This is a genomic window from Sorangium sp. So ce381, assembly GCF_051473845.1.
GTDB classification, from domain to species: Bacteria; Myxococcota_A; Polyangia; order Polyangiales; family Polyangiaceae; genus Sorangium; species Sorangium atrum.
Map to the genome: position 1 here is coordinate 4,577,961 of NZ_CP150336.1, position 26,911 is coordinate 4,604,871.

Annotated in this window: 18 protein-coding genes; 12 read left to right on the forward strand and 6 right to left on the reverse strand. The window is 71.9% G+C overall.

Annotated elements, in window-relative coordinates; all coding sequences use genetic code 11:
* The first annotated feature begins 322 nt into the window (after window positions 1-322).
* The 6 genes from clpX to WMF29_RS17325 all read left to right on the forward strand — a co-directional run bounded on the left by clpX (window position 323) and on the right by WMF29_RS17325 (window position 9,075).
* A complete protein-coding gene (clpX, locus tag WMF29_RS17300; protein WP_437329885.1) occupies window positions 323-1,579 on the forward strand; it encodes an ATP-dependent Clp protease ATP-binding subunit ClpX in 1,257 nt (418 codons plus the stop codon).
* Window positions 1,580-1,785: 206 nt separating this feature from the next.
* Window positions 1,786-4,278, forward strand: a complete 2,493-nt coding sequence (gene lon / locus WMF29_RS17305; protein WP_437329886.1) for an endopeptidase La — start codon at window positions 1,786-1,788, stop codon at window positions 4,276-4,278.
* A gap of 63 nt (window positions 4,279-4,341) precedes the next feature.
* Window positions 4,342-5,910 (forward strand): bifunctional phosphoribosylaminoimidazolecarboxamide formyltransferase/IMP cyclohydrolase, encoded by a 1,569-nt coding sequence (purH, locus tag WMF29_RS17310; protein ID WP_437329887.1) that lies wholly within the window; start codon window positions 4,342-4,344, stop codon window positions 5,908-5,910.
* Window positions 5,911-6,096: 186 nt separating this feature from the next.
* A complete protein-coding gene (locus tag WMF29_RS17315) occupies window positions 6,097-7,542 on the forward strand; it encodes a ParA family protein (RefSeq protein WP_437329888.1) in 1,446 nt (481 codons plus the stop codon).
* A 158-nt stretch (window positions 7,543-7,700) separates the two neighbouring features.
* A complete protein-coding gene (locus WMF29_RS17320; RefSeq protein WP_437329889.1) occupies window positions 7,701-8,099 on the forward strand; it encodes a hypothetical protein in 399 nt (132 codons plus the stop codon).
* Window positions 8,100-8,370: 271 nt separating this feature from the next.
* Complete coding sequence (locus tag WMF29_RS17325; RefSeq protein ID WP_437329890.1) at window positions 8,371-9,075, forward strand: Bax inhibitor-1/YccA family protein; 705 nt, start codon at window positions 8,371-8,373, stop codon at window positions 9,073-9,075.
* Between the two features lie 210 nt (window positions 9,076-9,285).
* Here the strand turns inward: WMF29_RS17325 and WMF29_RS17330 are convergent, their stop codons facing one another.
* Complete coding sequence (locus WMF29_RS17330; RefSeq protein WP_437329891.1) at window positions 9,286-9,786, reverse strand: DUF4112 domain-containing protein; 501 nt, start codon at window positions 9,784-9,786, stop codon at window positions 9,286-9,288.
* A 190-nt stretch (window positions 9,787-9,976) separates the two neighbouring features.
* On the opposite strand from WMF29_RS17330, the gene WMF29_RS17335 reads away from it, so the two are divergent.
* Window positions 9,977-11,560 carry a hypothetical protein gene (locus tag WMF29_RS17335; protein ID WP_437329892.1) on the forward strand — a complete coding sequence of 528 codons (1,584 nt, stop codon included), beginning with the start codon at window positions 9,977-9,979 and terminating at the stop codon, window positions 11,558-11,560.
* Between the two features lie 106 nt (window positions 11,561-11,666).
* Here WMF29_RS17335 and WMF29_RS17340 read toward each other — a convergent pair whose 3' ends face one another.
* From WMF29_RS17340 to WMF29_RS17360, 5 genes are all read right to left on the reverse strand, one after another.
* Window positions 11,667-13,583 carry a hypothetical protein gene (locus WMF29_RS17340; RefSeq protein WP_437329893.1) on the reverse strand — a complete coding sequence of 639 codons (1,917 nt, stop codon included), beginning with the start codon at window positions 13,581-13,583 and terminating at the stop codon, window positions 11,667-11,669.
* Between the two features lie 135 nt (window positions 13,584-13,718).
* Window positions 13,719-15,668 carry a molybdopterin-dependent oxidoreductase gene (locus WMF29_RS17345; RefSeq protein ID WP_437329894.1) on the reverse strand — a complete coding sequence of 650 codons (1,950 nt, stop codon included), beginning with the start codon at window positions 15,666-15,668 and terminating at the stop codon, window positions 13,719-13,721.
* 111 nt (window positions 15,669-15,779) lie between these two features.
* Window positions 15,780-16,721, reverse strand: coding sequence for a hypothetical protein (locus WMF29_RS17350; protein ID WP_437329895.1), 942 nt, complete (start codon window positions 16,719-16,721; stop codon window positions 15,780-15,782).
* A gap of 262 nt (window positions 16,722-16,983) precedes the next feature.
* The gene (locus tag WMF29_RS17355) at window positions 16,984-18,036 is read right to left on the reverse strand and encodes an RluA family pseudouridine synthase (protein WP_437329896.1); all 1,053 of its coding nucleotides are present in this window, start codon (window positions 18,034-18,036) and stop codon (window positions 16,984-16,986) included.
* A gap of 88 nt (window positions 18,037-18,124) precedes the next feature.
* Window positions 18,125-19,339, reverse strand: coding sequence for a vWA domain-containing protein (locus WMF29_RS17360; protein ID WP_437329897.1), 1,215 nt, complete (start codon window positions 19,337-19,339; stop codon window positions 18,125-18,127).
* A gap of 568 nt (window positions 19,340-19,907) precedes the next feature.
* Here WMF29_RS17360 and glgA point away from each other — a divergent pair.
* From glgA to WMF29_RS17385, 5 genes are all read left to right on the forward strand, one after another.
* Entirely contained in the window at window positions 19,908-21,362 is a 1,455-nt protein-coding gene (gene glgA, locus WMF29_RS17365; RefSeq protein WP_437329898.1) for a glycogen synthase GlgA, read from the forward strand.
* A 166-nt stretch (window positions 21,363-21,528) separates the two neighbouring features.
* Entirely contained in the window at window positions 21,529-22,524 is a 996-nt protein-coding gene (locus WMF29_RS17370; protein WP_437329899.1) for a hypothetical protein, read from the forward strand.
* 46 nt (window positions 22,525-22,570) lie between these two features.
* A complete protein-coding gene (locus WMF29_RS17375) occupies window positions 22,571-22,978 on the forward strand; it encodes a FixH family protein (RefSeq protein ID WP_437329900.1) in 408 nt (135 codons plus the stop codon).
* Window positions 22,979-23,136: 158 nt separating this feature from the next.
* Window positions 23,137-24,450 (forward strand): WD40/YVTN/BNR-like repeat-containing protein, encoded by a 1,314-nt coding sequence (locus WMF29_RS17380; protein ID WP_437329901.1) that lies wholly within the window; start codon window positions 23,137-23,139, stop codon window positions 24,448-24,450.
* Window positions 24,451-24,802: 352 nt separating this feature from the next.
* Window positions 24,803-26,725, forward strand: a complete 1,923-nt coding sequence (locus WMF29_RS17385; protein ID WP_437329902.1) for a GAF domain-containing protein — start codon at window positions 24,803-24,805, stop codon at window positions 26,723-26,725.
* The last annotated feature ends 186 nt before the right edge of the window (window positions 26,726-26,911 follow it).

A 26,911-nucleotide genomic window follows, 5' to 3' on the forward strand; every position in this document is an offset into this window, starting at 1 on the left:
GCGGCTCCTCGCGCGCCGCGCTGCGTTCGCTCGATCCGCTGTTTTTCGCGCTTTTCGTGCGACGCGCGGCCTCGTCGGCGGCCGACAGCGGGGCGCCATCGGGTGATTCCCTGACTTCGGCCACAGGCTGGAGACCACCCCCGTTAGCTTGCGACGGTACGGGCACCGCACTAGAATCCGAGCGCGGCGTTTGGCTGCGCATCGCTGAAAATCCAGGGAACGGTGGAAGCCGTTCCCGGCGCAAGTTGGAGGGGCCGCCGCCGCGGCGGGACCCCACCTCTCATTGAAGCGGTAGCGTCGGCAGACCGCACTGAGGGTCGAAGTGGAGCGAAGGCGGGACGATCACTCGAATGGCAATCTAAGCTGCTCTTTCTGCGGCAAGTCGCAGAAAGAGGTGAAGAAGCTCATCGCGGGCCCCACGGTCTACATCTGCGATGAGTGCATCGGGCTGTGCAATGACATCATCGCGGAGGAGGTCGAGAAGGACGAGCCGTACGCGGGGTCGACCCCGGTGCCCAAGCCCGCCGACATCAAAGCGACCTTGGACGAGTACGTCGTCGGCCAGAACCGCGCCAAGAAGATCCTCGCTGTGGCGGTGCACAACCACTACAAGCGCATCGACAGCCGGGTCTCCTCGGACGACGTAGAGCTGTCCAAGTCGAACATCCTCCTGCTGGGGCCGACGGGCTCCGGCAAGACCCTCCTCGCGCAGACGCTCGCCAAGATCATCAACGTCCCCTTCGCCATCGCGGACGCGACGACGCTGACCGAGGCCGGGTACGTCGGCGAGGACGTCGAGAACATCATCGTCCAGCTCCTCCAGAACGCGGATCACGACGTCGAGCGCGCGCAGCGCGGCATCGTCTACATCGACGAGATCGACAAGATCAGCCGGAAGAGCGACAACCCGAGCATCACCCGCGACGTCTCCGGCGAGGGCGTGCAGCAGGCGCTGCTCAAGATCATCGAGGGGACGATCGCGAACGTCCCCCCGAAGGGCGGGCGCAAGCACCCGCAGCAGGATTTCCTGCAGGTCGACACGACGAACATCCTGTTCATCTGCGGCGGCGCGTTCGTCGGGCTCGACCAGATCATCCAGCGGCGCATCGGCCAGAACACCCTCGGCTTCGGCGCGGACATCAAGGGGAAGAAGGAATTCAAGCTGGGCGAGCTGCTCAGCGTCGTCCAGCCGGAGGATCTCCTCAAGTTCGGGCTCATCCCGGAGTTCATCGGACGTCTGCCGATGGTGGCGACGCTCCATGAGCTCAACGAGGAGGCGCTCATCGACATCCTCACGAAGCCGAAGAACAGCCTGGTCAAGCAGTACCAGAAGCTGTTCGAGATGGACGGCGTGAAGCTCAAGTTCACCCGGGGCGCGCTCGTGGCGGTGGCCCGTCAGGCCCTCGAGAGGAACAGCGGCGCCCGCGGCCTCCGCGCGATCCTCGAGTCGGCGATGCTCGACATCATGTACGACGTCCCGTCCCGCACGGGGATCAAGGAGGTCGTCGTCAGCGAGGACGTGATCGTGAAGCACGAGCCTCCGCTCATCGTGTACACGAAGGAGGCGGAGCTCGCGTAGCGCTCGCCCCCGGGGGGCCGCGGGCCGGGGCGCACGTCGCGGCCCGAGCCGAGCCCTCGCCCCCCGGAGGCTCCTCCGAGCGTGCCGGCGCCGCGTGTCCCTGGAGGGCAGCGGGACGAGCCGGCGGAAGTTCAGCATCAAACCAAGGCATTTGACAACCGAGGCGGGGGTGCCCCGACCTCCCGACACTCCCGGAAAGACGGCGGATGTTCTTCAAGAACGACAGTGATCGCGGCAAGAACGCACCCGAGCGCGGGATCGTCCCGTTGCTCCCGCTTCGCGACATCATCGTCTTTCCACACATGGTCTCGCAGCTGTTCGTCGGGCGCGAACGCAGCATCGCTGCGCTCGACGAGGCGATGAACCGCGGCAAGGAGATCTTCCTCGCCGCGCAGCGCAACGCGAAGACGAACGATCCGACGCCGGACGACATCTTCGGCGTCGGCTCGGTCGGCGCCATCATGCAGCTGCTCCGCCTCCCGGACGGCACCGTCAAGGTGCTCATCGAGGGCAAGCGCCGGGCGCGCATCCGCCGCTACGTCCAGAGCGATGCGTACTTCCTGATCGAGTACGACGAGATCGTCGAGAGCTCGGTCGCGAGCGTCGAGGTCGAGGCGCTGATGCGCTCGGTCCAGTCGACGTTCGAGATGTACGTCAAGCTCAACAAGAAGATCCAGCCCGAGGTCCTGATGGCGGTGCAGGCCATCGACGAGGCCTCGCGGCTGGCCGACACCATCATCGCCAACCTGCCGACCATCAAGCTGACCGACCGGCAGGCGCTGCTCGAAATGGAGGAGCCGCAGAAGCGGCTCGAGCGTCTCATCGAGTTGATGCAGGCCGAGATCGAGATTCTCCAGGTGGAGAAGAAGATCCGGAGTCGCGTCAAGAAGCAGATGGAGAAGACGCAGAAGGAGTACTACCTCAACGAGCAGATGCAGGCCATCCAGAAGGAGCTGGGCGGCGGCGAGCGCGACGAGTTCAAGAACGAGATCCAGGAGATCGAAGAGGCCCTCAAGACCAAGCGGATGAGCAAGGAGGCCGCCGCGAAGGTCAAGAAGGAGCTCAAGAAGCTGAAGATGATGCACCCCACGAGCGCCGAGGCGACCGTGGTGCGCAACTACATCGATTGGATCCTGGAGCTGCCCTGGTACGACAAGAGCGAGGAGCGTTATGACCTCGTCGAGGCCGAGCGGATCCTCGATGAGGATCACTACGGCCTCAAGAAGATCAAGGAGCGGATCCTCGAGTACCTGGCGGTCCAGGCGCTCACGAAGAAGCTCAAGGGCCCGGTGCTCTGCTTCGTCGGGCCGCCCGGCGTCGGCAAGACGAGCCTGGCGAAGTCGATCGCGCGCGCGACGGGGCGCAAGTTCGTGAGGCTGTCGCTCGGCGGCGTGCGCGACGAGGCGGAGATCCGCGGCCACCGGCGGACGTACATCGGCGCGCTGCCCGGCAAGCTGATCCAGTCGCTCAAGAAGGTCGGGACGAACAACCCCGTGTTCCTGCTCGACGAGGTCGACAAGATGTCGACCGACTTCCGCGGGGATCCGGCGGCCGCGCTGCTCGAGGTGCTCGATCCGGAGCAGAACCACACGTTCAACGACCATTACCTGGATCTCGATTACGACCTCTCCGACGTGATGTTCATCACGACGGCGAACACGCTCTCTGGCATCCCGGTGCCGCTCCAGGACCGCATGGAGGTCATCCAGCTCTCGGGCTACACGGAGTTCGAGAAGCTGAACATCGCGGTGAAGTACCTCGTGCCCCGGCAGCGGAAGGAGTGCGGCCTCGAGGACGTGTCGCTCGACTTCACGGAGGGCGCGCTCCGGACGATCATCCACCACTACACGAAGGAGAGCGGCGTGCGCTCGCTGGAGCGCGAGATCGCGAGCGTCTGCCGCAAGGTGGCCAGGCGGGTGGTGTCCGACGGCAAGGAGAAGCCGATCGAGGTCGTCGCGAAGAGCATCCCGAAGTACCTCGGCGTCCCCAAGTACCGGCTCGGCCGGCGCGAGGAGCGCGACGAGGTGGGCCTCGTGAACGGCCTCGCAGTGACCAACGTCGGGGGCGATCTGCTCCCGGCCGAGGCGACGGTGGTGCCGGGCAAGGGCAAGCTCGTGATCACCGGGCTGCTGGAGAAGGGGATGGAGGAGAGCGGGCACGCGGCGATGAGCTATGTCCGCTCGCGCCTCGATCGCCTCGGGCTCGAGCCGGACGTCTATCAGAAGGTCGACGTCCACATTCACTTCCCCGATTTCGTCCGCAAGGACGGGCCCAGCGCCGGCGTCACGATGGTGACCGCGCTCGTCAGCTCGCTCATGAAGGTGCCTGTCCGGAGGGATCTCGCGATGACGGGCGAGATCACCCTGCGCGGCCGCGTGATGCCGATCGGCGGGCTCAAGGAGAAGCTGCTGGCGGCCCATCGCGGCGGCATCGCGACCGTCATCCTGCCGAAGGAGAACCGGAAGGATCTCCGGGACGTGCCGCGGCGGGTGCTGAAGGCGCTGCGGCTCGTGCTCGTCGAGCACGTCGACGACGTGCTCCGTGAGGCGCTCATCCTGCCCGACTCCTACGCGGTCTTCGGGCCGCCCAAGGGCGTCCTGGAGTACCGGGACGGCGAGCTCGTCACCGAGGCGGCGTCGGTCAAGGCGCCGCCGGCCACGGCGGGCGAGCCGACGCCGGCCGCGCCGCCCGGCGCGTGAGCGCGGCGCCGCCCGTCGGATAGGCTGGCGGTCGCCGCAGAGACGCACTAGCTGTGCGTCGCAATGATCCGACGCGCACTGATTTCGGTATCCGACAAGACGGGACTGCTCCCGCTGGCCAGGCGGCTCGCGGAGAAGGGCGTGGAGATCCTCTCGACCGGGGGGACGCAGCGGGCGCTCGCGGACGCCGGCGTGCCGGTCATCGGGGTGGAGGCCTATACCGGCTCTCCCGAGGTGATGGATGGCCGGGTGAAGACGCTCCATCCCCGCGTGCACGGCGGCATCCTGATGCGCGGCGCGATCGACGACGAGGACCTCGCGCGGCTCGGCGGGGCGCCGATCGATCTCGTTGTGTGCAATCTCTATCCCTTCGAGGCGACCGTCAGGAAACCGGGGGTCACGCACCCCGAGATCATCGAGAACATCGATATCGGCGGGCCGTCGATGGTGCGGAGCGCGGCCAAGAACCACGCGCGCGTCGCGGTGGTGGTCGATCCGGCCGACTACGATGCTGTGCTCGCCGAGATCGACAGGCAAGGTGAGGTGTCGAGCGCCACCCGCCGCCGGCTCGCCACCAAGGCGTTTGCGCACACGGCGGCCTACGACGGGATGGTGTCCGGTTACCTGTCCTCGCTGCCCGAGGACGGTGAGCCGAACGCCGCGCAGCGTGAGGCCTATCCGCGCTTCCTGACGCTCGCGCTCGAGCGGGCCTATCCGCTCCGGTACGGCGAGAACCCGCACCAGTCCGGCGCCTTCTATCGTGAGCGGGGCGCGGCCGCGGGGTCGCTGGCGCTGGCGGAGTCGCTGGGCGCTGGCGGCAAGGAGCTCTCGTTCAACAACCTCGTCGACGTGGACGCCGCGTTCGAGGCGGTGCGCGAGTTCACGCAGCCTGCCGCGGTCGTCGTGAAGCACACGAACCCGTGCGGCGTCGCGACCGGCGACAGCCTCGCGGCCGCCTACAGGACGGCGCGCGAGGCGGACGCCGTCAGCGCCTTCGGCGGGATCGTCGCCCTGAACCGCGAGGTCGACCGCGCGGCCGCCGAGGTGCTCGTCGAGACGTTCCTGGAGTGCGTGGTGGCGCCCGCCTATGCGCCCGAGGCGCTGGAGGTGCTCCGGACCAAGAAGAACCTCCGGCTGCTGGCGACCGGCGCGCTCTTGCCCGCGGATCACCGGGAGCTGACCTTCAAGCGCGTCGGCGGGGGCCTGGTGGTCCAGGAGCGGGACGCCTCGGCGGCCGGCGAGGTGCGCGGCGGCCGGGTCGTGACGAAGCGCGCGCCCACCGAGCAGGAGCTCGAGGCGCTCGATCTCGGCTGGCGCGTCAGCAAGCACGTGAAATCCAACGCGATCGTGCTCGCGCTTCCCGGGAGGACGGTCGGTATCGGCGCCGGACAGATGTCGCGGGTCGAGAGCGTGCGCATCGCCTGCAGCAAGGCGGGCGAGCGGGCTCGCGGGAGCGTCCTGGCGTCGGACGCGTTCTTCCCGTTTCCGGACAACGTGGTGCTCGCCGCGGAGCACGGGATCACGGCGGTCGCGCAGCCTGGAGGCAGCGTGAAGGACGCGGAGGTCATCGCCGCGGCCGACGCGGCGGGGATCGCGATGGTGTTCACAGGGGCCCGGCACTTCCGTCACTGAGCTGGCCTGGCGCCGCGGTCCCGCCACGGACCGGCCTGGCGCCTCCCCGTCCCGGGGCGCGCGCGCTCCCTCTCCGCCGGAGGGATGGGTCACGCTCGCAGAAAAGTTGACCTTTGCGCCTTGACTGTGATGATGGTCAACGCTGCGCCTGGGCAAAGCGCTGTGCGCGGCGCGAAGGAGCGAGCTGTGGGCGGAATCAGCGAGACGTGCAGCGTGTGCGGGACCGGATTCGAGGTCCAGTTCCGGTACCAGATGGAGGAGAAGGACGGCGGCTTCTCCTTCTTCTGCTCGCAGAAATGCCTGGAAAAGAGCCATCTCGGCGGGCAGGACGGCGCTGCGCTCGCCACGTGCGACGCGTGCGCGAAGCGGTTTCCGCCGGATCTCGTGTCCCAGGTGCTCTACGTCGCCGGGCGCCGGCACTACGCGTGCTCGCTGGGGTGCCGGACGCAGCTGGTCCGTGAGGCGAAGGGGGTGCGGCTCGGCGACATCGCGGCGGCGGCCGCGGCGCCGGCCGACGGGGCAACGCCGACCGGCGGCGAGGCGCCGCTGGCAGGAGGCGCCTCGCGCGCCGCCACGGAGGCAGCTGAGCCGGCGCCGCCGGCGGTTCGCGCGAGCGCACAGGGCGAGGCGACGGGGCCGGCCGCGCCGGCCGTCGCGCCGGTCGCGTCTGCTGCTCGGCCGGCGGAGCTCAAGGGGCAGGGCGCGGTCGCGGTGCCCCTGTCGCCGGCGGGGGGCGCGAAGCGGCCCGCGCAGCCGCCGCAGCGGCCCGCCGGGGTGCCCCGCTGCCTGGCCGTGTTCAACCACAAGGGCGGTACGGGCAAGACGACGACGGCCGTGAGCGTGGCGGCCGGGCTCGCGGCGCGCGACAAGCGGGTGCTCCTCGTCGACACCGACGCGCAGGGGAACGTCTCTGTCTCTCTCGGCGCGGGCGCGGAGCGGTCGCTCTATCACGTGCTCGTGATGGGGCTCCGGGTCGCGGACGCGACCAAGACGGTGCGCCCGAACCTGGATCTCCTGCCGTCCAACGAGACGCTCGCCGCGGCAGAGCTCTACCTGGCAGGGCGCCAGAACCGCGACCGCGTGCTCTCGGATCGCCTCTCCGCCGCGGCGGCCGAGTACGATTACGTGGTGCTCGACTGCTCGCCGAGCCTGTCGTTGATGAACCAGAACGCGCTGGTGTTCGCCGACAGCGTGCTCGTCCCGGTCGCGTGCGACTACCTGTCGCTCGTGGGCGTCCGGCAGGTGATCAAGACGGTGAAGAACGTGAACGCGCTGCTGCATCACCCGGTGCAGATCTGGGGCGTGCTGCCGACCTTCTACGACGGCCGCGCGAAGATCGCGCGCGAGGCGGTGAGCACGATGAAGCAGCACTTCGGAGAGCGCTGCCTCGCGCCGATCCGCCAGGCGATCAAGGTCAAGGAGGCGCCCGCGCAAGGGCAGACGATCTTCGAGTATGCGTCGGGAACCCCCGCCGCGGACGACTACCTCGCGGTGGTCGATCGCATCATCGAGAGCCGCGAGCGCGGCACGACGGGCTCCGAGGCAGGGGCGTCGCGCGACGGGACGGCGTGGAGCGTCGACCGGGGCGACGCGGGTACGGAGCGGCCGGGCGCTGCGGCGGCGGGTGCGTGAAGGGACCCGCGGACGCGGGGTCCCGCTGAATGAAGGGCCCGCACTCGCGGGGTCCCGCTGAATGAAGGGACCCGCGGACGCGGAGTCCCGCTGAATGAAGGGCCCGCACTCGCGGAGTCCCGCTGAATGAAGGGCCCGCACTCGCGGAGTCCCGCTGAATGAAGGGCCCGCACTCGCGGAGCCTCGACCGGGCAGGGGAGCTGGAGGAAGCAATGAAAAGCGAAGGCGATCTCGGGGGCGCCGCGCGGGCGCTGCTCGATCGCGACGAAGTGGAAGGTGTTTTGTCCGGGGCGTTCTATACGTCCACGGAAGTGCCTCGCGTGCGCGCAAAGGCCCGGACGACCGGCGCCGCATCCGAGCCGGGTGCTGCGCCGGCGCCCGAGAGACCGCAGCACTACAAGGTTATCTGTATCTCGATGTACACCGAGGATCTCGAGCGGCTGGACGAGATGGTCAGCTCGCTCAAGGCGCGCGGGATGACCAAGGCCAACAGGAGCGCGCTGATCCGGCATGCGCTCTCCCAGGTCGACCTCGACAAGATCCCGAAGGGGATTTAATCCCTTCTTTCAGGGAGACCTCGACAGGACGCAGGGCGCGACGTCCCCATTTCCATCATCGTGCGGCGGGCGCCGCGCGCTCCCAGGCGCCCCCGCGTTGCCGGTGGGGGCTGGTAGTCCGGCTTTCCCGGGAGCCGGCGAGCGGCGGAGGGCCCGTGCACCGGCGCCGGCGCTCACGACGTCGTGGCGCTGCGCCTCGTCCCCTGGCCGCCGCGCCGCGGGCATGCGGCGTGCTTCACGTGCTAGAGTCGAGGCCTACCAGAGAGGGAACATGGACCACAACTACGTAGGATACGGGACCCGCTCGTCGGTGCACCGTGCCGGTGCCGAGTCGCGCGAGCGCTTCCTCGTGCGAACGTACAACCACCTGTTCGGTGCGATCGTGCTCTTCGCTGCGATCGAGGTCGCGCTGTTCAAGACCGGCGTCGCCTCGGTCATCGCCAGGGCGATGATGGGCAGGAGCTGGCTGCTGGTTCTCGGGGCGTTCATGCTCGTGAGCTGGCTGGCCAGCCGCGCCGCGCACACGTCGGCGTCGAAGCCGGCGCAGTACGCCGCGCTCGGCGGCTACGTGCTCGCCCAGGCGATCGTCTTCGTGCCGCTCCTCTACATCGCGGACATGGTCGCTCCCGGCGCGATCCAGAGCGCTGGGCTCGCCACGATGGCCGGCTTCGCCGGGCTCACCGCGATCGCGTTCGTGACCCGCAAGGATTTCTCGTTCCTTGGGGCTCTCCTGCGCTGGGGCGGCATCTGCGCGCTCGTCCTCATCGCGGCCGGGGCGCTGTTCGGCTTCCAGCTCGGCACCTTCTTCAGCGTCGCCATGGTCGCGTTCGCCGGGGCCGCCATCCTGTACGACACGTCGAACGTCCTGCACCACTTCCCCGAGGACCGGTACGTCGGCGCCGCGCTCCAGCTCTTCGCGTCGGTCGCCCTGCTGTTCTGGTACGTCCTCCGCCTCTTCACCACCTCCCGCAACTGAGCGGGGGGCACCCGCGGCGGATACGGGCCCATCTCGACGTTTTCGGTGCTCAGCGCACTGGAGTGCGCTTCCGCGCCGAAAACGCCGATCTGGGCCCGTCTCCTGTGCGGGTGCCCCCCGCTCGGGCGGCGTCCGTTGCCGAGAAGACGCGGCGGCGTCCGTTGCCGAGAAGACGCGGCGGCGTCCGTTGCTGAGAAGACGCGGGGGGCGTCAGGGGGAGAAGAAAGACTGTAGCGCTCTTGTCAGTGAGAAGAGCATGAGGGCCGTCAGGGCGAGGATGCCCGCCAGCGCCAGGGACAGGCCGGCGTAGAAACGAAGATTGGAGGGCGGCGCGCTGCCTTGCGTGCGCGCGGCGAGGTGCGCGCGCAGCAGGTCGAGGTTGCGCGCGTTTGCCTTGTAGGTCGCGTCGAATAGATCGCCTACGAGAGGAACCGTGCCGAGCAGCGTCTCTAGGCCGACGTTGAGCACCATGCGCAGCACCGCCGAGGCGGGGAGACGGTAACGCGTCGCCGCGAGCACGATGTAAATCGAGAGCGCGAAACCGATGAGATCGCCGATGCCAGGGATCAACCCGATCACGGCGTCGTAGCCGACCCGATAGTCGACTCCAGGGATACGGATGGAGTTGTCGAGAAAGTGCCCGAGCGCGTTCAAGCGCCTCAGCCGCTCGTCCTCGAGATCAATGGCCGGGGCGAGGGGCGGCATGGGCATGGCGGACCCATCTCGGCGAAGCGGGTGAGACATCCATCGCAGTCTACTTCTCGCCCCCTTCGACGGCGACTCAAGAGAGACCGCAGGGCGGCGGCGGGCGAGGAGCGGGCAGGAGCACGCCGGCTCCGGAGGGCGGGCGGGCGCTGCCGGCGTTGCGGCGGCGGCGCTGCGATCCATGCTGGCGCTTACCATGCCGAGCCCGCGCGCCCTGGTTCGCCGCTACGGAGCGCGGAGAGCGCTGCTCGGCCTCGCCAGCGCGCTGCTCGGGACGCTCGATGGGGCCGCGGCGCTCGCGCAGGGACGGTACGAATCCGCGCTCCTGGGCGGGCGATCGGCGCTCCTGGGGGGGACGGGGGTCGTGCTGGGCGTCGACGGCGCCGCGCCCTTCCTGAACCCGGCCACGATCGTCCGCATCGAGGACCGGAACATCGCGTTCTCGTCGGCGTTCTTCCGCTATGCGCACCGCACACTGCAACGGTGGCACCAGCCAGGTCCGGTCGACCCCGCCCTGTACGGCGATCTCCGGCTCGATCGCACGACGGTGAGCGATCATGGGCTGGACAGCCTCCCTGACGCGACATGCTATTTCTTCAACTGGAAGAGCGGCGTGCGAGGCGCGGATTCGGCGCGGGTGCCGGTCGGCCGCCAGGTCGTCGCCGCCTGCCTCGGCAAGACGGAGGAGAACGAGTTCGGGTTCGACGCGCTCCGATTCTCGGGGGAGTCCGCCTCCCGGCGCGTGAGCCAGGCGCAGACGCTCCGCTACGCGTGGGGTCGCTTCAGCGCCGGTCCATCGTGGAGCTACAGCGCCACCTCGCGCCTCGCCCTGGGCGCCTCGCTCTCGCTCGTGCGCACCCGCTACACGAGCTCGCTCGGCGTCGCCAGCCTCGTGGAGGACACCGGCGCGGGCTCGGCGAGCAGCGCGACCTACCAGGCCGCGCTCTCGGGCGATTCATGGGACCTGCTCGCGCACCTCGGCGTCACGTACCGGCTGAACCGGGTGTTCTCGGCCGGGATCAGCCTGCGGACGCCCAGCGTTCACGCCGTCGACTCCCTGGATGCGAGCTACGTGGACACGCGCGGCGACGCGACGGCGGCGGCGCGCTACTGGGCCGGTGAAGGGGAGTTCGTGGCCCCCTCTCCGGCCCGCGTCGCGGTCGGCGCGAGCGCGGAGTGGAGCAGGCTGCGGCTGGAGCTCGACGGCTTCTTCTACATGGGCCAGCCAGAGTTCGCGCGGATCGCCGCCGATCGTGAGGAGATCGCGATCGCGGGGGGCGCGGTGACGAGCCGGACGCGGGGCCGCCTCGACATCGTCGAGGCGGCGGCGCCCATCGTCAATGTCGGGCTCGGCGCCGAGGTGTTCCTCACGCGCGACCTCAGCCTCGTGGGCGGAGTCGCCTCCGATTTCAACGCGCTGTCCAGCCTGCGAGGCCCCATGTCCGCCGAGTCGAAGCTCTTCTTCGAGCGGATGAGCGGCGCCCACGCGTCGCTCGGGTTGGTCTCCTATACCCGCTACGGCGATCTCGTGTTCGGCGCGCGCCTCGATTACGCCGCGGGGCAGATGGCGGCCGTCAACGCGTTCGCGTCGCCGGTGCGGCTGGACCCCATCGACTGCCGCGAGATCGGCGCGACCCTGGTGCTCGCCGGGAGGATCAGCCTGCGCACCGTGGAGGACGTGGCGCGCGAGATCGGCGACGCCGTGGAGGGCTCGGCCGCCGCGCCCCCCGAGCGGACCAGGCCGAGGGAGCCGATGCGGGCGCCTGCTCGAGAAGACTGAGCGGCGACGCGCGCTATCGATCGAGCGGGCGCCGCGCGCGTCCGGCGCGAGGCTGGGCGCCCGCGGACGCGCCGGAGGCCGCTCCCACGCCGCGGCGCCGCGGCGCTCACGCCACGTCGGCGTTCCGCGGGCGCACCCCAGCGCGCTCCGCGAGAGCCTCGGCCTCCGCGAGCGCCTCCGTCTCCGCGAGGGCCTCGGCCTCGGCGTCGCCTTGCTCCCTCAGGCGCTCGAACGCCGCGAGCGCCGCCGGCGCGATCGCCGAGAGCCAGCGCCGGCTCGCGGCGTCGAGCCGGAGCTCCTCGCGGAGCCGCTCCACCTCGCCAGCGCCCGCGGCGCCCGGGTTCGCCGCCGCGCGGCACACGTCGGCGAGCAGCTCGTCGCGCGCGTTCAGCGGCAGGTCCGCGTCCCTCTCGGTGAGGCGCGCCGCCCCGGCGATGTCGCCCTCCCGCGCCCGCAGCGCGAGCGCCACCCGCAGCCTGGCCCTCTCCAGGAACGGGTACGACGCATACCGCTCGGCGAGCAGCGCCATCTCGGCGCGCGCGTCGGCGCTCCGGCCCATCGCCGCGAACACGAACGCGCGCTCGGCCAGGAGCGCAGGCAGCAGGATGTCCGCCGCCATCGCGCGCGCCGCCTCGGTGTTCAGCCGCGCGAGCCCCGCCTCGCACGCCGCGAGCGCCGCGAGCAGCTCCCCTTGCCGGTCCGACAGCTCGGCGAGCGCGAGGTACGCCTGCGCCGCGGCCGCGGGCGCCTTGGTCCGCGTGAGGGCCTCGAGCTCAGCCTTCCCGCGCTGCGGCTCGCCCTTCGCGATCGCGACCTTGGCGGCCACGAAGCGCTGCGAGAGCTTGCGCGTGCGCACCGCGTTCACCAGCACCCCACCGACGAGCATCACGATGAAGAAGATCGGAAACGCCAGGACGATCGCGAGCGGTCCGAAGATCGGCTCCGCTGGCAGACGCTCGACCGCGGGCGCCACCGGCGGCGCCTGATCGGAGTTCAAGAGCTGCCACACCCCCAGGAACACCATCACCAGGACCACCCACAGGAGCAGCATGCGGCGTGCCGCCTTCGCCACCGGCTGGCGGCTGCTCCCGGCGCGCCCCTCCGCCGCGGCGCGCGCGGAGGCGTCGGCGCGGTCCACCTCCGCGCGCGACAGCTCCTCCACCCCGCCCGCCGCCAGCGCGGGGGCGCGCATGAACGGCGCCGCCTCGGGTGAGATGCGCGCCGCCCAGTCCGCCGCCGAGAGCTCGCCTCCGGCCTCCGGCTCCCGCTTCGCGCCGGTGCGGTAGACCGAGCTCGCCTTCGCCTTCAGCATGCGCTGGTAGGCGCGGACGAGGGCGCGCTCGCGCGGGCGCGTGTGCTCGACGAGGAGGCTGCGCTCGCGGAGCAGGTGCGCCCGCAGCGCCTCCCTGTCGCCCGAGCGCTCCAGGAGCACCGCGGCCGCGAGCTCCGCGCGGGCGAGCACCTCGGGCGACGCCAGGGCGCTCGTCCGCACGAACTCGATGTCCGCCGAAGCGCCGTCGCGATCGCTCGTCGACGCGCGGAGCAGGGCCCTCAGCGAGCGCGCCGCGGCGATCGTCACGTGATCCAGGTGAAAGGAGAGCGGGTCGGTGCGGCGGGTCACCGCGGCGTCGGCGCGGACGAGCGCGCCCGCGAGATCGCCGCGCTGCATGGCCGCGAGCGCGCGCTGGACATCGACGACGCGCAGGACGTAGCGCGAGCGGCACGTCTCTTCCGCGTAGTCGAGGAGCTCGGCGGCGTCCTCGCGCTGGCCGGAAGCCGCGAGGTTGTACGCCTTGTTGACGACCTGCACGGCGACGCCCATCGAGCGGGTGCGGAGCCCGATCGCTATCGTGAGCGCGCCGGCCATCCCGAACGGCAGCCCGGCCGCGACGCTGCCGAACCCCGCCACGCTCACCCCCGCGCCGATCAGCGCCATCGCCCCGCCGATCGCGATCTGCCGGTTCGCCATGCGGCGCGCCGCGTGCGGTGTGATCCCGAACCTTGCAGGCAGCTCTCTCGCCATCGCGCGAGCGTAAGAGACCGCCGGCCGAGCGGGCCAGCGGATCTCGCGGGTACGGCGTGGCCCTACCGGAGCCCGCGCCTCGTCGCGCCCGCGCCGTGAGCTCCGTCCGCCGCGCGCGCGACTGCCCGTCGCGGGCTAGGGCAGGGGCGCCGGCGGGTCGATCGGCTCCACGCGCACCCGCTCCTCGTAGAGCGCGCCGCCCTCGCCGATGTCCGTGGTGCGCGCGGTGATCAGCGCGTTGGCGCAGCGGCCGTCCCGGAGGTGGCCTCCCTTCGGGACGAGCGCGACGTCGCGGCGCTGGGCAGGATCGTGGCGGATCACCGCCGTCATGGCGCCGACGCGCGACGTGATCCGGCAGGCGCCGCCGTCGGGCACGCCGCCGGCCGCGTCCGGGTGGACCGTGACGACGGCCGGACCGCGCTGGGGTCGCGCCCACTGCGACGACTGGGACTTGTCGGTGGAGAGCGCCATGAGCAGCAGCGGGAACTCGCTCGCGTCGGGATCCGCGCGCTCCTCCGGCGCCTCGGTGATGAGGTTGACCCGGCCGCTCGGGGTCGGGAACTTGCGGTCCTCGAACAGCACCTTCGGCGCCAGCGGGTTGCGCACCGGCCCGCGCTCCAGCGTCTCGAGGGTGACGCCGAGAGGCGCGAGCTTCGGCTCCGTGACCCGCCGCTTCCAGTCGCGGGCGCTGCCGTCGAGCGCGTCGCCGAGGCCCACGCGCCGCGCGAGCGCCTGCATGATCTCGAGATCGCCCTTCACCCCGGGCGGGGGCGGGACCACGGGCGTGGAGACGCCGAGGTAATGGTGGCCGTAGGCGCCGACCACGTCGTCCGCCTCGAGGAGCGTCGTCGTGGGCAGCACGAGGTGGGCGACCCGCGCCGTGTCCGTGAGGAAGGAGTCGACGACGACGACGAACTCGCGCGTCCGGAGCGCCTCCGCGACCGTGTCCGACTCGGGCAGCATCGCGACCGGGTTGCCGGCGGTCACCCAGACGGCGCGGATCGGCGGGTCGCTCATCCCGAGCACCTCGCGTCCGAGCAGGGGCTCGCAGACGGTGCGCGGCGCCGGGCGCTCGCCCTGGAACGGCGAGAGGTCGAACGCGCCGCGGCGCTTGAAATAGAACGAGACGCCGCCGCCGGGGATGCCGAGGTTCCCGCTCACGGCCCCGAGCGCGTCGAGGGCGCGCACGATCGCCCCGCCCGAGGTGCGCCGGCCCATGCCCCAGCCCACGAGGATCGCCGTGGGCCTCTCGGCGAGGCGGCGAGCGAGGTCCAGGGCCGCGCGCTCGGGCACGTCGGCCTCGCGGCACCACGCGGCGACCGAGCTCCGCCGCGCGAGCGCGCGGAAGGCGTCGAGGTGATCGCAGTAGTCCGCGGCGCGCGGATCGGCCCACCCCTCGTCGAAGAGCACGCGGGCGACGGCCATCGCGAGCGCGAAGTCGCCGCCGGGGCGCGGCTGGTAGAACGCCCCGCAGAGCGACGCCGTCCTGTGGTGCACCGGATCGATGAGCACGAGCTCCGCGCCGCGCGCCTTCGCCTCGCGCAGCACCGGGAGCGTGTGAGGGCTCGAGGTGAAGACGTTCTTGCCCCAGAGGAGGATGTGCCGAGCGTTGAGCAGATCGGCGAGGTCATGGCTTTCCTCCTCCCCGAAATCGGTGAGCTGCGCGGCGTCGCCAGCGCCGGAGCAGATGTCGCCGCGCTTGACCGTGACCGGCCCGAACCGCGCGAAGAACGCGTCGGCGATCCCCGTGAGGATCCCGAGCGAGCCGCCGCTCCGGTAATGGAAGATCGCGCCCGGGCCCGACTCGCGCCGGATCGCGAGGAGCCGCTCGGCCGCGGTGTCGAGCGCCTCCTCCCAGGAGACGGGCGTCAGCTCGCCGCCCTTGCGGAGCAGCGGCGTCGTCAGCCGCTCGGGCGAGTACTGGGTCTCCAGGAAGCGCGATGTGCGGTAGCAGAGGAAGCCCCGCGTGATCGGGTGGTCCGGGTCGCCGCCGAGGCGCACGACGCGGCCGTCCTCCACGGTGGCCACGATGCCGCAGGCGTCGGGGCAGTCGCGGTTACAGGTGGTCTTGCGGAGCTCCTGCATGGCAGCAGCGTAGATCGAGCGTGCAGGGCGGTACACCCGGTCTGCCCCCAGGAAGTCCGTCCGGACGTGGTCCGCCTTCCACGCCGCTCCGCGGCGGCTCCGCGCGCCGGATCAGTCGGCCGCGAGCCGCTCGGGCGCGTAGTCGCGCGAGTCGTCGCCCGAGACCTCCTGGGCGATGGCCCGCAGCTGCTCGTAGCGCTCGCGCAGGAGCGACCACAGCCGATCGCGGATGTCCCTCGAGTCGAGCCGCTCCGGCGGGCGGGTGTTGCTGAGCAGCCACTTCGCGGTGCCGTTCAGCTGGGTCAGCTCCTCCCTGGTGATCGGGATCCGGCTCTGCACGTGGCTCCACCGGTCCAGGATGAGGTTGGTGATGGTGGCCGTCGCGCTCGCGGGATCGCCGGCGACGAGCGCGCGCCGGACGATGCCGAAGGTCTCGGGCACGATGCTGCGCGGGAAGTACACCTCGGCCGTGGCGAGCGTCGGGCGCAGCGCCCCGTAGAGCAGATCGAGCTTCTCGACGACCTCGGGCGGCGGCGCGCTCTCGGGCTGCATGCGCGTCACCGCGTAGTCGAGCGCCATCGCGAGCTCCGGCAAGCTGCGGATCGCGTCGAAGCGGGACTTCGGCAGCCGGCGCCGGTGGCGCGCCGGATCGCGCGTGACGGACTGCACGGCGCGCCGGACGATCGCGAGCACCCCGCTCGCGTCGCCGCGAAAGGCCTGCACGTTGGCCGCGGGCAGGTCGCTCGCCGGCATCGCGTACCGCTCGTAGCGCTCCCGATCCAGGCTCTCGTCGCCCCGGGCCCGCGGGTCGACCTGCAGCGGCGCGGCGCCGGCCGATGAGGCCGGTGCGGATCGCTCCGGGCCCGCCTGCCGCGGTTCTCCGGCGCCGGCAGGCTCTCCTGGAGAGGGCGCCGCCGCCGCGTCCTGCCTCGTCTCTCCCGGATCAGGCACCGGCCCGGATGTCGTGCTCTGGGCGGTGCTCTCGGCCTCGAGCGGTGTGGACCGGAGCGCTGGATCCCGCAGCGCCTCGAGGTCGTCTCGCGCACGCGTCATCTCGGCCATCGTACGTAAGTCGGTACTTCGGCACAAGATCCGCCGCCGCTCGATCTCGCCGTCGTTCTCTTCCTTCGCTGCCTTCTCTTCCTTCGCTGCCTTCTCTGCCTTCCGCCTCGCGGAGGATCTCGGCTTCCAGCGTCCATCGCGCACCCGCGGGCGCCGCCTCGTCCGTAGGTGTCATCGCTGCGCAAGCGTCACCCCGCACACACACACGAGCGGAGGGGTGGCCCGCGATGGGGGCGTCCACCTCCTGCGCGGATCACGCGTCGAGCGCGTCCCAGAAGGTGCGCAGATCGTCCGAGAGCGGCGCCTCGATGCGCACGCGTTCGCCTGTCATCGGGTGCGTGAGCTCCAGGAGCGCGGCGTGGAGGGCGTGGCGGTCGAGCTCGAGCGCGCGGCGGTCGTCGTCGGTGAGCACGCCGTCGGCGCCGCGCGCGAACATGCCCTCGTCCGGGCCGTAGAGCTTGTCGCCGACGAGCGGGAGGCCGCTCGTCGCGAGGTGGACCCGGATCTGGTGCTGCCGGCCGGTCTCGAGCGTGCAGCGGACGAGCGCGTAGCGCCGACCGGTGAGGGGATCGGCGCGGCGGCCCAGCACCTCGCACGCGGTGGCCGACGCGAGGCCGCGGCCTGGCGGCGCGACCCGCATCTTGACCTTGTAGCGGCTCGCGTCGTCCAGCTCGAGCGGCAGCTCGACCCGGAACGTATCGTGCTCGGGCCAGCCCCAGGCGATCGCCGCGTAGCGCTTGACGACGCCTGTGCGCTCCTCGAACTGCGCCTTCACGGTCCGATCGGCGTCGGGCGTGCGGCAGAGCAGCAGCACGCCGCTCGTCTCCCGATCGAGCCGGTGGGCCAGGAACAGCCGCTCGCCGGGGCGCGCGGCCTCCATCATCTTGATCACGGTGCTCTTGTGGTACCGCGCCGTGGGGTGCACCGGCAGGCCCGCCGGCTTGTCGATGGCGAGCAGCGCGTCGTCCTCGTGGAGGACCGGGATCGGGGTGTCGGGCGCCTGCTCGTCCCACGGCTCGCGCCAGAGGAGGATGCACTGCTCCGGCCGGACGCGATCGCTGCCGCGCAGGCGCCGAGCCTCGGGCGAGTAGGCGCCGCGAGCGACGATCTCGGCGGCGCGCGTGCGGCTCGTCCGCTTGAGCTGGGTCTGTACGAACCGGTCGAGCCGCATGCCGGCCGACTCCGGCGGCACGCGCAGCACGGTGACGACCGACCCCTCCGGCACCTCCGCGGGGCGCACCACCGGCGTGCCGCGGCCGAAGGGGCCGCTGGTGCCGGCGAGCTCTCGCGCGCTGATCCTGGTCATTGGGTCGAGCCGGCCTTCGCCTTTAGCAAAAGCGCCGGCCTGTGGCGCGGAAAAGGGGCGGTGCGCGCCGGCGCGTGCCGGCGCAGGTTCACTGAGGGACGAGGATCTCGCAGGGGAAGTCGAACGAGATCTCCTGCGCGTCCTTGAGCTGCTCGCAGGCGTCGCCGACGAGGACGAGCCGGGTGGCGCTTTCCATCGTCCAGCCGTTCTGGGCGTCGTAGGGCACGGGCGTGCCGTCGAGGAGCACCTGGCCGAGCGCCGCGTTGCGGAGGTCGACCTCGATCGAGCCCTGGAGGTCGAACGTGCAGCTCTTGACGCCGGCGATGGCCGCGTCGAGCTCGTCCTCCAGGGCGGACGCGTCGGTGGGGTCCGGCGTGTAGTACGTGGCGGTGCCGCCAGCGTTGGCATAGGTGCCTGCTCCGGCGAAGCAATCCTCGTTCGTGCCGCTCCGGGGCCGCTGGACGGGCTGGCCCGCGCCGGCGTTCGCCACGTCCTGCAGGTGCTGCGCGAGCGCGCCCGACCCGAGGCCGAAGACGAACGTGCCGATGCCCTGCTCGTAGGCGTCCTGCACCGCGCCGACGACGTCGTCGCGCGCGCACACGGCCAGCACGTCGTCGCAGCGATCGGGCTCGCCGTCGGTGACGAACAGGATGTACTTGGGGCCGGGCTCCGGGAACGCGAGGAGCTCCGGGACGACCGTCTCGTTGAATGTCATCGCGGTGGGCGTCTCGAGCTTGCCGGGCGGCACCGTGGAGGCCTCTTCGTAGGCGGCCGAAATGGCGGCGTGATGGTTGATGGCGATGCCGTCGGCCCTCGCGAGCAGCGGGCACTGCCTGTTCTCGATCCCGGTGAACGTCACGAAGCCGAAGCGCACCCTGTCCTGCAGCCTGTCGACGACGCGGAGCACCGCGGTCTTGAGCGGGTCCCAGAAGCCGCTGCCGTACATGCTGCCCGAGCGATCGACGACGATCATCACGGTCGGCGTCTGCGGCTCGAACGTGATGTCGAGCTGCTGGCATGCGCCTCCGCCGCCGCCCGTGCCGCTCGAGCCGTGCGAGCCGCCGAAATCGAGCCCTGAGCCGCCTTCTCCGAAGCCGGAGCTCGAACCGGAGCCGGGGCTGGCGCCGCTGCCGCCCGCGCCACCGCTGCCGGCGCTGCCAGCGCTGCCGGTGCTGCCGGTGCTGCCGCCAGAGCCCTGGGTCGAACCGTCGCCGTCGTTCTTGCCTCCACAGCTCACGGCGACGCCGGTGGCGAGGAGGGCGAGGAGCAAGGAAAACCTGGGAAAGTTAAGGGTGCTGCTCATGGCGAAACGATACACAGGCCAGGACGGCGCGTCTGCGCCATGCAGGGCCCAGGACGTGGATGGGGCGCAGGTGAAAAGTTGCTCGAAACGACGCGTGCGGCGCTGCCTCCGCGGCGAGACCCGGGCGCCGGCCAGCGTTCAGCGCCGTCTCCGGCGCCCCCTCTCAGCGTCGACCGGTGTGCGGGAGCGCGTCCGCGGAGGCACCTGGATGTAGCGCAGCATGCAGAGGTGCCTGCGCGGGCCGACTTTGAAGTGAAAAATCATACAGATTTGCCTGCGGGATCCCGTAAAAAAGTAATCCAACATGCAAATTTGAGTGCGATCGGACCTTCCGGGTGAGATCGAGGAGCCAGAGCTGCCTGCGGCGCCGGTTCAGCGCGTGTCGCCGGCGTGGCGCTGGGCTCGCGGCGCTCTTCGACCGTGGGGCTCGCGGACAGGGGAGGTCGTGCACGGCGACGAGGGACATCGAGCGGGGCTCGCGAGGGCGTGTCGCCGGCCGTGCGACCCCGCCCGTGGGTTCGGAAGCCGCGCTGTACGCGCCCCGGTTCGTGCTACACACGGCGCCCGCATGGACATCCTCTTCGCTGCGTCCGAGATCGCGCCCATCGTCAAGGTCGGCGGCCTGGCCGACGTCGTGTCGTCGCTCTCGAAGGCGCTCCGGCTGCTCGGGCACAAGGTGACGATCGCGCTGCCGCGCTACCAGGCGCTCGACTCGAGCGGGCTGATGATGGCGCGCCGCCTCACGCCGATGCCGCTCGAGGTCGATGCGAAGGTGTCGCCGGGCGGGCCGATCCAGGTGACGCTCTTCGACGGGCGGCTCAGCACGGGCGTGGAGCTCGTCGTCCTCGATGTGCCAGGCTTCCACGATCGGCCGGGCATCTACGGCGAGGAAGGGCGCGATTACGAGGACAACGCGCGCCGGTTCTCGCTGTTCTCCCGCGCCGTCGTGGAGCTCGTCCGCCAGCGCGCCCGGTCCGGCTCGCCGTTCGATATCGTCCACGCCCACGACTGGCCCACCGCCATCGTGCCGTACCTGCTCCGCCACCAGCAGTCCGCGCCCGGCCGGACCGTGCTGACGCTCCACAACGCCGCGCACCAGGGCCTCTTCCCGAAGGACACGCTCGCGTACCTCGGCCTCGACGACGACCACTTCCGGCCCGAGCGGCTCGAGTTCTACGGCCAGCTCAATTTCCTCAAGGGCGGCATCCTGGCGGCGGACGCGCTGACCACCGTCTCGACCACCTACGCGAACGAGATCCTCACGCCGAAGCAAGGCGAGCGCCTCGACGGCGTGCTCCGCACCCGGGCGAACCAGCTGTCCGGCATCGTCAATGGCATCGACTACGCCGTCTGGAACCCGATGACCGATCCGGCCATCATCGCCCGTTACGACGCGGAGGACGTGAGCAACAAGGGCCGCTGCAAGAGCGCGCTCCTCCAGGAGCTCGGGCTCGAGATCCGGCCGGATCGCCCGCTCCTCGTCTCCGTCGGCAGGGTGGTCGCCCAGAAGGGCAGCGACCTGCTCGCGAACGCGATGCCGAAGATCCTGAAGGGCGACGTCAGCGTCGTCGTGGCCGGCGAGGGCGACCCCGAGCTCATGGAGAAGCTCGCCGCCGCCGCGGCCAAGGCGCCCGAGCGGGCGAAGTTCCTCGGCGGGGTGAGCGAGGCCGTCGTGCACCGGCTCATGGCGGCGGCCGACCTCGTCGTCGTGCCGTCGCGCTTCGAGCCGTGCGGCCTCGTGCAGCTGTACGCGCAGCGCTACGGGGCTGCCCCGGTGGCGTGCAGGACCGGAGGCCTCGTCGACACGATCGTCGACGTCGACGCCGCCCTGGAGACCGGCACGGGGTTCCTGTTCGACAAGCCGACGGCCACCTCGCTGCTCGGCGGCGTGCAGCGCGCCCTCGCGGCCCTCACGTCGCCCCGCTGGCCCGCGGTCCAGCGCCGCATCATGCGCCTCGATCTCGGCTGGGACCGCCCCGCGCGCCGCTACGTCCAGGTCTACCGCCAGGCCCTCGCCAGCTGAGCTCCGCGCCGTCGCTGAGCCCCGCGCGCGGTCGGCTGGCTCTGCGCGCGGAACGGAAGCGGCTCGGGACACCGCGTGAAGGTGCGGCCCGACCGAGCTCAGGGGCCCTCCGCGCGACAACGTGTCGCATTGGCGCGGGGCAGGAGCGTCGCCTATAGGAGCGGCCGTGCTGGCCAGAGCCGTCGCCGGTGTGGTGCTCCTGCTGTCGCTCGCGGTGCACTCGAGGGAGGCGCGGGCGTCGGCCTGCTGCGGAGCGGGCCACGGCATGGCCCAGTGGCTCGCCCCCTCGGAGCGCGCCGCGGCGAGCTTCTCCGTCCGGCTCACGGAGCAGCTCGGGGCGTGGGCGGTGGACGGAGGCTTCGATGCGTCCGATGAGGGCGTCTACCACCGCGAGCTGAGGGCCGAGGCCGGGTGGCTGGTGCGGGCCGGAGAGCGCCTCCAGCTCGGCATCTCCGTCCCGATGATGGTCACCTGGAGCGGGATGGGGCTCGGCGATGCGTCGTCCGGCGGCGGGCCAGGTGACCTCGGCGCGGCAGCCAGGATCGACCTTATCGAGGGCGCGGCGTCGCCGTGGATCCCGTCCGCCGCGTTCACGCTCGGCGTGACGCTCCCGACCGGGCGCGGCCCGAGCACCGGGACGGCGCCGTTCGACGCGGGCGTGGGCGGCGTGGCCGGCGCCCGCGCGATGGGCGTCGACATGACGGGCGCCGACACGACCGGCCTCGGGGTGGCCGAGATCCGGCCGGGGATGGTCCTCGAGAAGTCGTGGGGCTCGTTCCACGCGCTGCTCTCCGCCTCGACCAGCTTCCGCACCAGCCACCGTCTCCCCGACGGCGACGCGGTGCGGTCCGCGCCCCGCGTGCAGCTCCTCGCCGCGGCGGGGCCCGCATGGCCGTCCGGCGCCTCGCTCACCGTGGGCGTGCTCCACGAGCGCGAGGGCGCGCCGCGCGAGGTCGAGCCGGGCCCGGGCCCCCGCATGCCCATGGGAAAGGAGCGCGTGCGGACGGCGCTGCTCGCCGTGCTGGCCCACGACATCGGCGCGCGCTGGACCGCCGTCGGCAACCTCCAGGTGGACGTGCCGATCTCCGGGATCGGCCGGAACGAGGGCGCGTTCGCCGCCCTGTCCGCAGGCCTTCGCTACGTGTGGGGAAGACGTGATTGAACCTCGTGAACAGCCTTCGCTGAAGTCACCCGCCAGGCGCCGCGCGGTGAGCGCCTGCGCCGCGCTGATCGCGGCGCTCGCCGTCCTCTCGCCGGCTGGCTGCGGCTCCCGGGACGTGGAGCCGGATGCCGGCAACCGGCTGGACGTCGGCGTGAACGGGCGCATCGAGTTCGCGGTGGAGTCGATCGAGCCGATCAAGCGAGGCTTCAACACCTTCCACGTGCGGCTCACGTGGACCGACTCGGGGAACCCGGTGCAGCGGATCAAGCTCCGCGTCTACGCGAGCATGACGAGCATGGGGCACGGGTCCGTGCACGAGGGCAAGGAGATCGAGCCCGGCCTGTACGAGGTCGCCGACGTGCCCTTCGGGATGGGGGGCCTCTGGGACGTGCAATACCGGGCCCTGGCCTCGTCCCTCATCGACGAGGCGGCGTTCGAGTTCGACGTCCACTAGGCTGACGCCTCGTGCGAGCCCCTACCGAACGCTCCGAGCGAGCCCCTACCGAACGCTCCGAGCGAGCCCTCCTAGCGCCGACGCATCACCCGCGCAGCGGACCGGGCGCGCGGCGGCGCGGCCCCCTCTCGTCCTGCGCGGCGGCGCTGCTCTCGGTCGTGGCGCTGCTCTCGGTCGCCGCGTTCCCGGCGCCGGCCTCGGCCAACGGACGCTTCCCGGCCGCAGGCCTGATCGCGTCGCACCCGAGCGATCCGTCGCGCCTCATGGTCCGCGCGACCTACGGCCTGCTCGCCTCGCGCGACGGCGGCGAGCGCTGGCGCTGGATCTGCGAGCCGGTCGTCGGCTTCGGCGGGAACGAGGATCCGATGATCTCCTTCCTCGCCGACGGGACGATCATCGCCGGGGTCTTCGACGGCCTCAGCGCGTCGAAGAACGGAGGCTGCGACTGGTCGTTCGCCCAGGGCGATCTGATGAACCGCTACGTCATCGATCTTTCGGCCGATCGCGAGGACCCCTCCCGCGCCGTGCTCGTCATCAGCCTGGGGCTCGGGGCGGGTCAGTTCCTGACCCAGCTCTGGGAGACGAGCGACAACGCGGACAGCTGGACCCAGGCCGGCGTCGATCTGCCCGAGGACTTCCTCGCCCACACGGTCGACGCAGCCCCCTCGGACCGCGCTCGCGTCTACGTGAGCGGCCGCTACGGCGCGCCAGACTACGTCGGGGTCCTCCAGCGCACCGATGATCGCGGCGCGACCTGGGAGCGGCTCGACATCCCGGGGAGCAACGACATGCGCCTGCCGTTCCTGGGCGCGATCGATCCCGTCGACCCCGACATCGTCTACGTGCGGCTCGACGGCGATCCGACCGATGCGCTGCTCGTCTCGAAGGACGGAGGGCGCAGCTTCATCACCGCCTTCGAGAGCGCCGGCGACCTCCTCGGGTTCGCGCTCTCGCCGGACGGCGCGACCGTGATCGTGGGCGGGCCGCAGGACGGGATCTGGCGCGCGCCGGCCGCGTCGCTCGAGTTCGAGAAGATCTCGGACGTCGGCGCGCGGTGCTTGACCTGGACCGCCGAGGCGCTCTTCGCCTGCGGCGACGAGTTCGCCGACGGCTTCACGGTGGGCCGATCGATCGACGACGGCGAGAGCTTCTCGGCGCTGCTGCACCTCGACGGGCTCTGCGGGCCGATCGAGTGCGCGCCGGAGAGCGGCGCGACCTCGACCTGCGCTCCGCTGTGGGGTGCGACGGAGCTCACGATCGGCTCCCAGCAGTGCGACGGCGCCGCAGCGACCGGCAGTAGCGGCGGGGGATCCGAGCCGCCGCCAGCGGAGGCGTCGGACGGGTGCGGGTGCAAGATCGGCGCGGCAGGCGCGGCGAGGGGCGAGGGCGCCGCGCAGCCCGCCAGCAGCGCGATCTGGTTTGCGCTCGCGGCGGGCGTCGCGAGCGCGCGGCGGCGCAGGCGCGCTCGCTAGCGGGGCGACACACGCGAGCGCGCGGCGGCGCAGGCGCGCTCGCTAGCGCGGCGACACGCGCGAGCGAGCGCCCGGCGGCCGGGAGCGTGAGCGCCACGGCACACGAGCGAGCGCGACGGCGCAGGCGCGCTGGCGAGCGCGACGGCGCTCGTGTGCAGGCGAGCGCCACATAACCGCTTATGGAAGCGCGCTCGCATGGCCCAGGAAGAAGGGTACGGACGGAGAGGCCGGACCGCCTCGGCGCCGTCCGCGGGAGAGTCGGACGGGCAAGCCGTCGCCTGGTTCGTTTCTGGATCTACGTCCTCGTGGGCTGGCGTAGACTGAGGGTGCCTCGGCTCCGGCCAGCGCGTGAATGGCCCCTAGAGACCTTCCCAGATCGCCGCTCGCCGTCTTCCTGCGCGCTCACAGCGCGGAGATCCTGGAGGCATGGGAGCGCGCCGAGCGTCGCCGCGCGCCGGGCGAGCAGTCCCCCGGCTACATCGCGCTGCGCGAGGAGCTGCCCTCCATCTTCGCGCGCCTCGCCGAGCGTCTCGAGGCGGCCGTGGCCGCGGCGGCGGCGCCGCCGGGCGGTGACGAGCCGGACGCGTGGGGCGGCGTCGAGTCCGTGTCGGTCGAGTTCCCCGAGCCGCTGCTCGGCTTCCGCGTGCTCGACAAGCTCCGCGACGGGTTCGAGCTGGAAGACGTCGCCGCTCACTACTCGGTGCTGCGCCGCTGCGTGCTCCGGATGCTCGAGCGGACGGGCACGCAGCCGTCGTGGGTCGAGATGACGATCCTGCACGAGGTGCTCGATCAGGTGATCATCGATCCGGCGACGCGGAGCGCCGCGCTCCGCGAGCGGGCGCTCGGCGCGCTCGATCGCGTCTCCGCCGAGGGCATGGGCAACGTGCACATCGATCGGCTGCTGCGGCGGCTGGTCGAGGTGGTCGTCGAGTCGGCGCGGTCGGTCGACTGGGCGGTGATGCTGCTGCTCGAGGGCGAGGTGCTGCGGATCCGCGCCGGCATCGGCGTCGACGAGGCGCTGTGGGGCCTGCGCGCGTACAGGCTGGCGGAGGGCTTCGTCGGGCGCGTGGTCCGCGAGCGGCGCCCGGTGGCGCTGCGCTCGGCGGCGCCGGATCCGCTGGCGACCGACGCCGGGGGCGGCGCGGCGGGGCCCGAGTCGGGGGCGCAGAGCGAGCGCCCGAGCGACGCGCTCCACGCGCTCTACGGCGTGCCGATGCTCTCGGAGGGTCGCCTCGTCGGCGTCACGGTCGTGAGCTCCCGCCGCGTGGCGGAGTTCTCCGAGGGAGACCGGCTGCTCTTCAAGAAGGCGGCCGAGCGCGCGGCCGCGCTCGCGACCCAGGCCCAGCTGCGCGAGCAGCTCGCCGGGGAGCGCGGCCGGTTCGAGGCGGCGATCCAGAGGCTCCCGGTCGGCGTGGTCGTCGCGGAGGGAGCGTCGGGCGCCATCGCGCTCAACAACCGGAGGTTCGCGGAGATCGTCCGCGGCCCCGAGGAGACCCCGAGCAACGCGCCGCTGCGGACGCTGCTGAGCGAGACCGACGACGACCAGCGCGCGCGCTGGCTGCTCCACCGGGCGCTGCACGGCGGCGAGACGGTCTCCCGCGACGAGATGGAGTTCATCCGCGCGGACGGAGAGCGCCGCCTCGGGAGCTTCAGCGTGGCCCCCGTGCGCGACGCCGACGGGCGCATCACCGCGGCGGTGATGACGCTCGAGGACGTGACGGAGCTCAGGAAGGCGGAGCGCGCGCGGCAGCTCCTGCTCGAGGCGAGCGCGCTGATGGCGGAGTCGCTCGACCACCACGGGACGATCGAGCAGGTGGTGCGCCTCGGGGGCGAGCGCTTCGCCGACCTCTGCGCGCTCGATCTCGACGACGGCGGCGGCGGCCCGCGGCTCGTCGCGTCCGCGCGCCTGCCCGAGGCGCGGGCGCTCCTGCCGAGGCTGCTCAAGCACCCGCCGCTGCTGCTCGGCGACGCCGCCTCGCTGGCGGAGGCGACGGCGCGCAGGGAGGCGACGCTGATCCCGCTGGTCACCGATCCGTGGCTGCAGCGGATCGCCCGCGGGCCGGAGCACCTCTCGGCGCTGCGAGAGCTCGGCGCCCGCTCGGCGATCCTCGTCCCGCTCGTGGCGCGCGGCCGCAGGCTCGGCCTGCTGAGCCTCTGGACCGTGGATCGCGAGCTCCGGCAAGACGATACGGGCGTGGCCGCGGAGCTCGGGCGCTTCGCGTCGCTGGCCATCGAGAGCGCGCGGCTGCACGGCGAGGCGGCGCGATCGAGGTGACGCCGCTCGTGCCTCGGGCGTGATCGGACGGCAACGCCCGCTGGCGGCGTCGGGCTATCCCTGCCCGCCCTCGTGGTCCGCGTCGGGGTGAGTTCGGCGGTTCGCCGGAGCGAGCCCGGCGGGTTCGTCCGAGGCGACGCAGCGAGGCGCGGGCGAGCGCGCGGCGGCTTGCGTCGCGGGGATAGA